7 protein-coding genes are annotated in these 12,313 nt (G+C 64.8%); 5 read left to right on the top strand and 2 right to left on the bottom strand.

Translation table 11 applies throughout. From position 1 onward, the window contains the following. Positions 1–80: 80 nt before the first annotated feature. Positions 81–980 (bottom strand): EF-hand domain-containing protein, encoded by a 900-nt coding sequence (locus AC1PLA_RS19785; protein ID WP_481105197.1) that lies wholly within the window; start codon positions 978–980, stop codon positions 81–83. A 141-nt stretch (positions 981–1,121) separates the two neighbouring features. Further along, positions 1,122–1,907 carry a DUF4198 domain-containing protein gene (locus tag AC1PLA_RS19780; RefSeq protein WP_104571097.1) on the bottom strand — a complete coding sequence of 262 codons (786 nt, stop codon included), beginning with the start codon at positions 1,905–1,907 and terminating at the stop codon, positions 1,122–1,124. A gap of 198 nt (positions 1,908–2,105) precedes the next feature. On the opposite strand from AC1PLA_RS19780, the gene AC1PLA_RS19775 reads away from it, so the two are divergent. The 5 genes from AC1PLA_RS19775 (at position 2,106) to AC1PLA_RS19755 (ending at position 12,312) form a co-directional block, all read left to right on the top strand. Further along, complete coding sequence (locus AC1PLA_RS19775; RefSeq protein ID WP_039521122.1) at positions 2,106–4,814, top strand: bifunctional acetate--CoA ligase family protein/GNAT family N-acetyltransferase; 2,709 nt, start codon at positions 2,106–2,108, stop codon at positions 4,812–4,814. A 106-nt stretch (positions 4,815–4,920) separates the two neighbouring features. Next, positions 4,921–5,961: a DUF475 domain-containing protein gene (locus tag AC1PLA_RS19770; protein ID WP_039814914.1), complete on the top strand. Its 1,041-nt coding sequence runs from the start codon at positions 4,921–4,923 to the stop codon at positions 5,959–5,961. A gap of 1,294 nt (positions 5,962–7,255) precedes the next feature. Further along, positions 7,256–9,754: a ribonucleoside-diphosphate reductase subunit alpha gene (locus tag AC1PLA_RS19765; protein WP_024940692.1), complete on the top strand. Its 2,499-nt coding sequence runs from the start codon at positions 7,256–7,258 to the stop codon at positions 9,752–9,754. A gap of 194 nt (positions 9,755–9,948) precedes the next feature. Further along, entirely contained in the window at positions 9,949–10,992 is a 1,044-nt protein-coding gene (locus AC1PLA_RS19760; protein ID WP_039521116.1) for a ribonucleotide-diphosphate reductase subunit beta, read from the top strand. Between the two features lie 81 nt (positions 10,993–11,073). Then, positions 11,074–12,312, top strand: coding sequence for a hypothetical protein (locus tag AC1PLA_RS19755; RefSeq protein ID WP_181098571.1), 1,239 nt, complete (start codon positions 11,074–11,076; stop codon positions 12,310–12,312). Position 12,313: the final 1 nt, after the last annotated feature.

Here is a 12,313-nt window from a genome sequence, read left to right as displayed (position 1 = left end):
GCGGCAAGAGCGGTCGCGTGGCTGGGTGGGCCCGCCGGTGGCGGGCCAGGGGCGCGGGCGGCAAGGCCCGCATCGGGAGGTCAGTTGGCCCGGGCCGGCGTGGTGGTTGGTGCGGTCGCAGGCGCCGGCGGCGGCAACGCGGCATCGTCGGCATCGACCACGCCGTCGTGGTTGCGGTCAACGCGGGCGAAGGTGCGCAGGCCCGAGGCCTGGTACTCGGCAAAGCTCATGCGCTGGTCCTTGTCGGTGTCGAGCACGGTGAAACGCACATGCACCTGGCGGTCGTCGGCCTGTTCGAGCGCGGTGAGGCGGCGGTTGAGGCGGTCTTCGAATTCCACCCGGTACTCGTCCAGCGACAGCGCCGCGTTGCGGTCGGTATCGGCACAGGCGAACTGTGCCGTGCGCAGGTCTGCGTATTCCTTGCGGCCCACCTTGCCGTCGCCGTTTTCGTCGTACAGCGCGAGAAAGCCCTCGGCCGAGCCGCTGTCGGGCATGCCCGGGCGGCCGCCGTCGCGGTCGAAGGCCTGCGTCCGATCGGCAGGCGCATCCTTGGCCGCTGCCGCCCGCGCCGCCTGACCGCGCGTCCAGTCCTGCGCGCCGGCCGCGTCGAATTCGGCGCGCGACACCTGCCCGTCGCCATCGGCGTCCAGGGCGGCAAAGCGGGTCCGGCCCTGTGCCGCCTGTACGCCGCGTTCCTGCTCCAGCGCACGCTGGCGGCGTTGGCGGAACTCGGCCACGTATTCGTTCTCGTCGACGTTGCCGTCGTGGTTGCGGTCGGTGGCGTCAAAGCGGGCGCGGCGGAACGCCGCGAAGTCGGCGGCGGTGATGCGGCCGTCGCCGTCGTCGTCATGCTGGGTGATGAAGGCCTGCACGTTGTTGCCGTGACCGCCGAGCAACGGGCGCAGGTCAGATTGGGCGAGAGCGGTGGCAGGAAGTAACAGCACGCACAGATACGCGCCGGCCGGGGAGCCAGTGTTCATGGATTGCCTCTTGAGGGGAGAAACGGTGCCGGGCCGTGGCGCTGGCTGGGCCTGCAGGTGGAGTGCGGTGCCGGGCGGATGGCCGCGCCGGTAGTGTCATGCTGCCAGGGCGATGCAACCGCAGTTAGCGGTTGCGCAACGCTATTGTTCGAGCACCTGGAAGGTGAGCGTGGTGCTGTTGCTGTACTCGCGCACCGGGGCATCGGCCGGGGCCGGGGTGCGGTGACGGGTCAGCGCCAACCAGGTGCCGGCGTGGTCCAGCTTCAAGGTCGCGCGGCCCGCGGCGTCGGTGGTCACGCTGACCTGCGTCGGCTTGCGGTCGGAGGTCCACACCGCCTCGCTGATGTCCACGCTCTGCCCAGCCAGCGGCACGCCGTCGTACTGCACCGTGAAGGCGAAGCTCTCGCCGACATACAGGTCGTTGGGGTGCGTCACCGGCACCAGTTCCAGCCCGCGGTTGCGCGGTGCCAGCGCGCGGCGATCGGGCTTGCCGACGCTCAGATAGGTTTCCGCCAAAGTGCGCGACTGGAAGCTGGAGATCAGCGTGGCGCCCTTGGGCATGGCCACGTTGGGGTCGCGCACGGTCTGCCGCTTGCCGTCCAGCTCCCAGGTGCGGAACTGCGCCCCCACGCGCAGGCCGCTGCTGACCCGGTAGGTGCCGGGCTGTTTGCTCAGGGTGTGTTCGAGCACGGTGCGGGTGTCGAGCGCCTGCACCCGGGCCGGTTCCACATCGCGGCCGTCGGGCCCGGTGATGCTGAAGTGGCTCTGGTCGAAGGCCGCTTCCGGGACGAAGAAGGTCTCGGCGAAGGCCGCGTCCAGGGTCACCGTCTGGCCAGGCTGGGGCGCGAAGGTATTGGGTGCCAGATAAGGGGTGTGCGCAGAGGCGGAGGCAGCGAGCAGCAGCGCCGACAAGGTCAGCAGTTTCATGGGGGGCCCTGTTCCGAGTAAGTCGCTGGCGGAGGGGCGCGGGGCGGCGCAGGAAGCTGGCTGACCACGGGATATTAACGAAAATGGGAATCGTTCACAACAATAGCAGGTGCTGTGTCGCGCTTCTTCGCTGCGGGATCGATGACGTGCGCTCGGGCCGACGTGTACCGTGTCCGTTTCCCGTCGTCTCTTCTAGCCATGAGTACCTACCACCTGCAGCAGGTCTTTCGTCCCACCACCGTGGCGGTGGTCGGCGGCAGTCCGCGCGATCGCTCGGCCGGGCGGGCGGTGGTGCGCAACCTGCGCGCGGCCGGGTTTCCCGGGCAGATCGGCTGGGTGAGCCCGCGCTACAGCGAGATCGATGGCGTGCGCACGGTGGCGCGGCTGACCGATCTGCCCTGGGTGCCGGACCTGGTGGTGATCACCGCGCCGGCGCGCATCGTGCCGCGCATCGTGTCGATCGCGGCGCGGCGCGGGGTGGCTGCGGCGATCATCCTCACCGCCGGGCTGGGCAGCGGCCCCGGCTCGCCGGCCGCGCGCATGGAGGCAGCCGCGCGCGCCAAGGGCATGCGCATCCTCGGCCCGCACTGCCTGGGCGTGATCGCCCCGCATGCGCGGCTCAATGCCAGCATCGCCGCGCATTGCCCGCAGGCCGGCGACCTGGCGCTGATCTCCGAGTCCAGCGCGATTGCCGCAGCCTTGGTGGAATGGGGCGTGGCGCGCTCGGTCGGGTTCTCGGCGGTGGTGTCGCTGGGCGATACGCTGGATGTGGATTTCGGCGATCTGCTCGACTACTTCGCCACCGACTACCGCACCCGCGCGATCCTGCTGTACGTCGAACGCATCGGCGATGCGCGCAAGTTCATGTCGGCCGCACGCGCCGCCGCGCGCGCCAAGCCGGTGGTGGTGGTCAAGTCCGGGCGTCAGTTCCGCATCAATCCCAATGCCGACACCCACGCGCAGGCGCTGGCCGGCTCGGACGCGGTGTATGGCGCGGCATTCGCACGTGCCGGCCTGCTGCGGGTGGGCGCGCTGGACGAATTGTTCGCCGCCGCCGAAACCCTGGGCCGGCTCGGCAGTTTTCCCGGCCGGCGGCTGGCCATCCTCAGCAACGGCGGCGGGGTGGGGCAGCTGGCGGTGGATCAGCTGGTGCTGCGCGGCGGCACCCTGGCCGAGTTGTCGGCCAAGACCCTGGAGCGGCTGGATCAGTCGCTGCCGCAGGGCTGGTCGCGCAGCAATCCGGTCGACATCATCGTCGATGCCGACGGGCCGCGTTATGCCGCCGCGATCGAAGCCCTGCTGGACGACCCGGAGAACGACGCGCTGCTGGTGGTCAACGTGCCCACCGCGTTCACCTCCTCGGCCGATGCGGCCAAGGCGCTGACCCGCGCGCTGGACCAACGCAACCGCTACCAGCGCGAAAAGCCGGTGTTTGCGGTATGGCTGGGCCAGGACGATGCGGCAATCGCCGCGCTCAATGCCGCGCGCGTGCCCACCTATGCCACCGAGTCGGACGCGGTGCGCGGCTTCACTCACCTGGTGCGCTACCGCGAGGCGCAGGCGGCGTTGATGGAGACCCCGCCCAGCCTGCCGGAAGATTTCGTGGTGGATGCCGGCATCGCCCGCGCGGTGGTCGACGACGCCCTGGCCGCCGGTCGGCGCTGGCTGGACCCGGTGGCCACCAACCGCCTGCTGGCCGCCTACGGCATCCCGATCGTGCCGCTGCAGGTGGCCGCCACCGCCAACGAGGCCGCATTGCTGGCCGACCCGTTACTGGCCGTCGGCCGCACGGTGACCTTGAAGGTGCTGTCCAGCGACATCGCGCACAAGTCCGATGTGGATGGCGTGCGCCTGAACCTGTCCAGCGTGGCGGCGGTGCGCGAAGCGGCGACCGGCATCCTGGCGCGTGCGCGCGCCGCGCACCCCAATGCGCTGATCGAAGGAGTGATCGTGCAGCCCACCGTGCTGCGGCCCAAGGCGCGCGAACTGATCGCCGGGATCGCCGACGACCCGGTGTTCGGCCCGGCGATCGTGTTCGGCCGCGGCGGCACCGCGGTGGAAGTGATCAACGACCGCGAGCTGGCGTTGCCGCCGCTGGATCTGCGCCTGGCCCACGAGCTGATCGGCCGCACGCGGGTGTCGCGCATCCTCAAGGCCTACCGCGACGTGCCGGCCGCCGACGAGCGCGCGGTGGCGCTGGTGCTGGTCAAGCTGGCGCAGCTGGCCGCCGACATCCCCGAAATCACCGAGCTGGACATCAACCCGCTGCTGGCCGACCGCGATGGCGTGATCGCGCTGGACGCGCGCGTGGCGGTGGCGCCGGCGCGCAAGCTGCACAAGGGCCGCGGCCATCCGCGCTTTGCGATCTTTCCGTATCCGAAGGAATGGGAGCGCCAGATCGGGCTGGGCGATGGCACGCATGCGCTGGTGCGCCCGGTGCGCCCGGAGGACGACGCGCTGTTCCGCGCGTTCTTCGCGCGGGTCACCGACGAGGACCTGCGGCTGCGCTTCTTCCAGTCGGTCAAGCATTTCAGCCACGAATTCATCGCGCGGCTGACCCAGCTCGATTACGCGCGCTCGATCGCGCTGGTGGCCATCGACCCCAAGACCGGCGACATGCTCGGCGCGGTGCGGCTGCATGCCGACGCCGACTACGAGCGCGGCGAATACGGCATCCTGATCCGCTCCGACCTCAAGGGCCACGGCATCGGCTGGCAGCTGATGCGCATCATGATCGAGTACGCGCGCTGGCTGGGCCTGAAGCAGATCGAAGGCCAGGTGCTGCGCGAGAACCGCACCATGCTGGCAATGTGCCAGAGCCTGGGCTTCGGGGTCCGCCCGGATCCGGACGATGCGACCCTGATGGCGGTGACACTCCCTATAATGGGCGAGCCACGCCCGGCCTGACCTCGCGTCACGCCGCGGTCCCCCATCCTCCACCGCATGCCGGATCTGCCGGGCCTCGCCCTGGCCGGTTGCTTCGGCTGTCGTCTCGGCCCGCCTGGGAGTGTCAATGTTCCGCGATTTCAGAATGTCGTTTTTGGTCACAGCGATCTGCCTGGGCCTGGCTGCCTGGTGGGGTCATACCTCCTCGATGGGTATCTGGCAGGCGCTGTGGCTGTGCCTGGTGCTGAGCGTGCTGGAGGTGTCGTTGTCGTTCGACAACGCGGTGGTCAACGCCGGTGTGCTCAAGCACATGAACGCGTTCTGGCAGAAGCTGTTCCTCACCGTCGGCATCCTGATCGCGGTGTTCGGCATGCGCCTGGTGTTTCCGATCGTGATCGTGTCGGTGGCCACCGGCATGGGCCTGGTGCCGGTGATGCAGATGGCGCTGAAGGAGCCGGACCGCTACAGCCAGGTGCTGACCGACAACTACCCGTCCATTGCCGCCTTCGGTGGCATGTTCCTGCTGCTGGTGTTCCTGAACTTCCTGTTCGACCAGGAGCGCAAGCTGCACTGGCTCGGCCCGGTGGAACGGCTGGTCGGCAAGCTGGGCAAGGCCGATGCGATGTCGGTGATCGTGGCGGTGACGGTGCTGCTGTGCACCAAGCTGTTCCTGCCCGAGGCCATCTTCCAGAGCGTGCTGTTCGCCGGCCTGGGCGGCATCCTGCTGTACCTGCTGGTCGGCAGCGTGGATGCCTTGTTCGAGTCCGAAGAGAGCGAAGACGGCATGGGCCCGGCCAAGCGCTCGGGCATTGCCGCCTTCCTGTACCTGGAAGTGCTGGACGCCTCGTTCTCGTTCGACGGGGTGATCGGCGCGTTCGCGATCACCCGCGATGTGGTCATCATCATGCTGGGCCTGGCGATCGGCGCAATGTTCGTGCGTTCGATGACGGTCTATCTGGTGCACAAGGGCACGCTGGACGAATTCGTGTTCCTGGAGCACGGCGCCCATTACGCCATCGGCGTACTGGCGATCATCATGCTGGTCGGCACCGTGTACCACGTGCCGGAAGTGCTGACCGGCCTGATCGGCGTGGCCTTCATCGCCGCCTCGGTGTGGTCGTCGATCCGCTACCGCAAGCGCCACCATATCGGCCCGACCGAGATCTGATCTCGCGCATGGCCGCGCTCAGGGCGTAATGCTGTTCACTTGAGAGCGGCTGACAGCGTCTTCACGGCCATCGGGCGGCGTCGCTAGTTCTGTGGCTTGGCTGCATTGCCTTTGCACGCCCAACCTCGACGCTGTGGGTTTGCTGCAGGGCCCTTGCCCGCCCACCATCGCGGGACACGCCGCAAGTACGTCCTTGTAGGCTCTTACGCGGCATCCATGCCGCGTAAGGTCCCGCGACGGTGAGCGGGCAAGGACCAGTCGAGCTGGTCGGTGTGCCTGGTTTTCAGCGAAGCAGCCGGCAACCGGTGCGGTGTCCTCGCCAGGCTCTCGACGCTGTGAGTTTGCTGCCGGGTCCTTGCCCGCCCACCCTCGCAGGACACGCCGCAAGTACGTCCTTGTAGGCTCTTACGCGGCATCCATGCCGCGTAAGGTCCCGCGACGGTGGGCGGACAAGGACCTGTCGAGATGGTCGGTGTGCACGGTTCTCAACAAAGCGGCCAGCCATCTTTCTGGTGCGGTGTCCTCGCCGATTGCGGGACCGTGTGGCGGCATGGATGCCGCTACCGAGCCCCCAGGGATGGGTTCACGGCGTGTCCCGCGAGCGGTGAGGGCACCGCACACTCGACCTGGATTCGGTAGCGGCGAGATCCTCCCACTGCCGGGCCGGGGAGGCGCCCCAGGCGTGCGGTGCCGCCTGAGGCAGGGATCGCACAACTGTGACCAGCTTCAGTCTCGATGGGTGTCGCAGCCAACCCAACCGGACCCAACTGATCGACAGAATTGCCGGTTTGGGCCTTGACTGCGCAGTCCAATTGGACGGGTTCGCAGCCTTGCGCCGACCGTTCGTCAGACAGTGCTTTGTGCTGTAAGGGTTTTCGGGATTTTCCTACATTTGGTGTTGACCCCTCCGGGTGACCCCACTATCTTGGGGGAGTCGGTGGTTGGTCGCCCCAAGGCGTCCGGACCAGTGAGAGCATGATTTGCAGCAGGTTGCCAATCAAACGCCTCTCCGCGGCGGCAGCAACGAACGATCACAGCCATCCGGGCGTCGCCTGGAGCGGGCGGCGTGGTCTCGTTGCGCCGCGGTTGTTTCGCCACCGACCACTGCGCGACAGCACACCGCGCGGTGGCGGCCGTGGAATCTCCGGTAAGGAGATGGCTGGTGAAGGCGATGCCGCCGCAGACCGTGGGTCTTGCGTGCTGGTCGTCGCGCACCGCCATCGCTGTCCAGGGAATCCGGATCCGGCCGCAACCCGTCCCCAGCCGGGTTCGTGTGCCTACGCATGGAGGACGCATGACCACCAACGACACCCTTGCCGCGATCGCCGCCGGTACCGCAACACCCACCAGCGTTCCCGCCAGTGTCAGCGCGCCCGGTTGCGGCGCGCCGGAATTGACCGACCCGTCGGACATCGTGCCGCCTCCCCGCCAAGCCATTGCAATGCACGCACAGACCATCGAAGAACAAGCCGTCGCCACCTGGATTACCAAGGAAGCCGGCAACCGCCGGATCCCGTTCGAGCCGGAGCGCCTGGAGCGCGCCATCGACCAGATCCATGCCGAATTCCCGCAGCTGGACGTGGCCGACTACAAGCGCTCGGTGTTCGGCTTCGTCGACCGCAAGGACAGCGTCAACGCTGACGACCTGGTCGACCACCTGATCCGCGAGGCCGAGGCCCGCGTCGATCTGACCACCCCGGAGTGGGAGCACTTTGCCGCGCGCCTGTACCTGCGCCGCCTGTACAAGCGCGCCAGCCGCAACCGTTTCTACGACGCCAGCCAGAAGTACGGCTCGTTCGTCGGCCTGCAGGAGAGCCTGGCCGACCGCAATGTCTATTCCAACGACATCCTGCGCCGCTATTCCAAGGACGAGCTGATCGAAGCCGGCAAGATGATCGAGCCTGAGCGCGACAAGCTGTTCGCCTACAACGGCCTGTATTTGCTTGCCACGCGTTACCTGGCCACCGACAACTCGCGCGGCGTGTTCGAGCTGCCGCAGGAGCGTTGGCTGACCATCGCGCTGTACCTGATGCAGGACGAGATCGGCAACGGCAAGGGCAGCCGCGAGCGCCGCATGCAGCTGGTCGGCGAGGCCTACTGGGCGCTGTCCAACCTGTACATGACCGTCGCCACCCCGACCCTGGCCAATGCCGGCAAGGTCGGCGGCCAGCTGTCGAGCTGCTTCATCGACACCGTCGACGACAGCCTGCAGGGCATCTACGACTCCAATACCGACGTGGCGCGCGTGTCCAAGCACGGCGGCGGCGTGGGCGCGTACCTGGGCTATGTGCGTTCGTCCGGTTCGGCGATCCGCGGCGTGTCCAATTCCTCCGGCGGCGTGGTGCCGTGGATCAAGCAGCTCAACAACACTGCGGTGTCGGTGGATCAGCTGGGCCAGCGCAAGGGCGCCATCGCGGTCTACCTGGACATCTTCCACCGCGACATCGAGTCGTTCCTGGATCTGCGCCTGAACAACGGCGACCAGCGTCTGCGCGCGCACGACGTGTTCACCTCGGTGTGCATCCCCGACCTGTTCATGGAAGCGGTCGAGCGTCGTGGCGACTGGTATCTGTTCGATCCGCACGAAGTGAAGCGGATCAAGGGCTGGTACCTGCAGGACTTCTACGACGAGAAGAAGGGCGACGCCAACAGCAGCTTCCGTCGCAAGTACGAGGAAGTGGTCGCCGACGAGCGCATCACCCGCAAGACGGTCAAGGCGATCGAGATCTTCAAGCGGATCATGGTCAGCCAGCTGGAAACCGGCAACCCGTTCATGTTCTATCGCGATGAAGTCAATCGCAAGAACCCGAACAAGCACGAGGGCATGGTCTATTCGTCCAACCTGTGCACCGAGATCCTGCAGAACATGAGCCCGACGCGGATGATGCAGGAGATCATCAGCGGCAATCAGATCGTCACCACCAAGAAGGCCGGCGACTTCGTCGTGTGCAACCTGTCCTCGATCAACCTGGGCCGCGCGATCACCGTGCAGGCAGACCAGGCCGATCTGCTGGGCGCCGACGTGCTGGAACGCTTGATCCCGATCCAGGTGCGCATGCTCGACAACGTGATCGATCTGAATCAGTTGCCGGTGCCGCAGGCCACCATCACCAACCAGAAGTACCGCGCCATCGGCCTGGGCACCTTCGGCTGGCACCATCTGCTGGCGCAGAAGTCCATCCACTGGAATGCCAAGGAAGCCGAGGACTACAGCGACGAGCTATACGAGCGCATCAACTATCTGACCGTGCAGGCGAGCATGGAGCTGGCCAAGGAAAAGGGCACCTACAGCGTGTTCCGCGGCAGCGACTGGCACACCGGCGAGTACTTCCGTGCGCGCGACTACAACAGCCCGCAGTGGCTGGAGCTGTCCGCACAGGTGGCCGTCAATGGCGTGCGCAATGCCTGGATGCTGGCGGTTGCGCCGAACATGAGCACCGCGCAGATCGCCGGTTCCACCGCCTCGATCGACCCGATCTACAGCGCGTTCTACTACGAAGAGAAGAAGGACTTCCGTCGTCCGGTCGCCGCACCTGGCCTGTCGCTGGAAACCTGGCCGTACTACGAAAAGGGTGCCTACAAGGTCGACCAGTTCGCCAGCGTGCGCCAGAACGCGCGTCGCCAGCGGCATATCGACCAGTCGATCAGCTTCAATTTCTACGTGCCCAGCACCATCCGTGCGAGCACCTTGCTGGACCTGCACATGACGGCCTGGCGCGAAGGCCTGAAGACCACGTACTACGTGCGCTCCAACGACATCGACATCAGCGAATGCGAGTGGTGTTCGAGCTAAAGCGCATGCAGTAGCTAAGCGCATTCGCGCTTCGCCTCCACGGTTCGCGTTGCGAACCGTGGACCCTGCTTCATCAGCTCCCACACCCCGCGCCTTCGGCGCGCCCCCTGACTCAGGGGGCTTTCCTCCAGAACGATTGCTGCCGCCGTCCCCGCTGCACGCGCGGGCGACGCCTGAAACACGAGTAGAGACCCATGTCCGCAACACCGCTTGAGCGCATCAAGATCCTGGAGCCGCGTCACCCCAACCGCTCCACCGCCATCATCAATGGCGAAACCTCCGGCATCCTCAACTGGAACGACATCCCGTACCCGTCCTTCTATCGGGCCTACAAGGAGCTGTCGACCAACTTCTGGATCCCCGACGAAGTGGACATGAAGGGCGACGCGCGCCAGTACAACGAGCTGTCGGCGCGCGAGAAGAATGCCTACGACTCGATCATCGGCCTGCTGGCCACGCTGGATTCGCCGCAGACGCGCTTCATCTACAACGTCGCCGAATACATCACCGACCCGGCCGCGCACGCCAATGCCGCGATCATCGGCCAGCAGGAAGTGATCCATAACGAGAGCTACAGCTACGTGCTGGCCTCGATCACCGGCCTGGCCGATCAGAACCGCGTGTTCGAGATCGCGCGCACGCATCCGACCATCATCAAGCGCAATGCGCCGATCATGGGCGCCTACGAAGACTTCATGCGCGACAAGACGGCCGAAACGCTGATCCGCGCGCTGATCCAGTCCTCGATCCTGGAAGGCATCAACTTCTATTCCGGCTTTGCGTATTTCTACAATCTGGTCCGCCAGAACCGCATGACCGGCACCGGCAAGATCATCAGCTTCATCAACCGCGACGAGCTGGCCCATTCCAAGTTCATCAGCGAGCTGATTCGCGCCATCATCGGCGAGAATCAGGCACTGCAGGGCGACCAGCTCACCGATTACGTGCACAAGGCCTTCGAGCACGCGATCGACCTGGAAACGGTGTGGACGGCCGAAGTGCTGGACGGCATAGACGGCATCGACGTGGACGAGATGATCCGCTACGTGAAGTACCGCGCCAACAAGATGGCCGGCATGCTCGGCATCGAGAAGCTGTACGAAGGCGCCAACGACAACGTGATGCCGTGGATCAAGGCCTACGCCGACAACTTCACCGAAACCAAGACCGACTTCTTCGAAATGCGCAATGCCTCGTACAAGAAGACCAACTCGGATAACGGCTTCGACGATCTGTGACTCAGCTGCGGTAGCGTTGATACAGTCGCCGCCATAACGTCCGGATGGGAAGTCCAGGGTTCGCTCTAGGGAGACACTCTTTTGGCTCGCGAAGATTACTTATTCACTGGCGCTGACTGGTTGTCGGTCGATCGTAATCAACGCCAGCAGATGACCGAGGAGATCGAAAGAATAGACTCGGATCGTCTACTGAATACGTCTGTCGACGATCTAACCATCTATTTTTCGGAGAAGTACGGCATCGAAGTGCCTGTTCTTGACGAAGGCGGTCTGGTTGTCGATGAGCGCGAGACGCAGATCGATATCAGCAGAGATCACAGCAGACATGTGCTGGATCGAAGCAGGCCGTGCTACATCACCGGCTCAGCGATTGAGGTGGAAGTGCCATTCACGGGAGAGGCTGAGGCGTTCAACATCAGGCCGAATCCTTACAGCCTGAGTCCACCAAGGGCGCGCGTACACGGCAATCTACTGACCTTCACGATCTCTGGAACGCAACTTGTTGCTGACCAAGTTCGCGGACATATTGATCGCACTCTCCAAGAGATTCAGTCTTACTTGGAAAACTTACGTGCGAATGTTCAGGGACTTAACCGGCAGCTACCAAAATCTGCCCGCGCAGCTATTGAAGCTCGTCGCGAAAAGTTGCTTGCCAATCGCAGCACGGTTGCAGCGCTCGGGTTCAAGATGAAGGAGCGACCGAACGCTCCGAAAACGTACGTCCCAGCAGAGGTGCGAAAAAAAATCTCTCCTACCATGCCACGTGCAAGCTCCGATCCTTACAAACCAGAGCCTGCGCTTAGAGAAACCGACTACGAGCACATTCTTGGAGTTATGCAAAGCATGACCCAAGTGATGGAACTGAGCCCTTCTGCTTTCCATGATGTTGATGAGGAAGCATTGCGGTCTCACTTCCTAGTTCAACTCAACGGACATTACCAAGGTCAGGCGACCGGCGAGACGTTCAACTACGAAGGGAAAACCGACATCCTGATCCGCTCCGAGGGACGGAATATCTTCATCGCGGAGTGCAAATTTTGGTCGGGCCCTAGGAAGCTTTTGACCACGATCGACCAATTGCTTGGCTACAGCTCTTGGAGGGATACAAAGACAGCAATCGTTGTATTTAATCGGAATCGGGATTTTTCCAAGGTGCTGGCGGCAATTCCTGAAGCTGTAAGTTCGCATCCGCAGTACAAGAAGACCCTGTCTAGATCAAGCGAGACAGTTTTTCGATATTTGTTCGCAAACCGAGACGACAGAAATCGAGAGCTGTATCTCACCGTCATGGCTTTCGACGTACCAACGCCGCGTGCCTGAG

This window comes from Xanthomonas sp. NCPPB 1826, assembly GCF_056725285.1.
The sequence above is the reverse complement of the archived record's forward strand: the minus strand, read 5'-3'. Positions and strand labels throughout refer to the sequence as shown.

Bases quoted from the DNA above. Each gene is read 5' to 3' on its own strand.
- AC1PLA_RS19760 (WP_039521116.1), top strand. From the start codon at position 9,949: ATGTCCGCAACACCGCTTGAGCGCATCAAGATCCTGGAGCCGCGTCAC.
- AC1PLA_RS19780 (WP_104571097.1), bottom strand. From the start codon at position 1,907: ATGAAACTGCTGACCTTGTCGGCGCTGCTGCTCGCTGCCTCCGCCTCT.
- AC1PLA_RS19785 (WP_481105197.1), bottom strand. From the start codon at position 980: ATGAACACTGGCTCCCCGGCCGGCGCGTATCTGTGCGTGCTGTTACTT.
- AC1PLA_RS19770 (WP_039814914.1), top strand. From the start codon at position 4,921: ATGTTCCGCGATTTCAGAATGTCGTTTTTGGTCACAGCGATCTGCCTG.
- AC1PLA_RS19765 (WP_024940692.1), top strand. From the start codon at position 7,256: ATGACCACCAACGACACCCTTGCCGCGATCGCCGCCGGTACCGCAACA.
- AC1PLA_RS19775 (WP_039521122.1), top strand. From the start codon at position 2,106: ATGAGTACCTACCACCTGCAGCAGGTCTTTCGTCCCACCACCGTGGCG.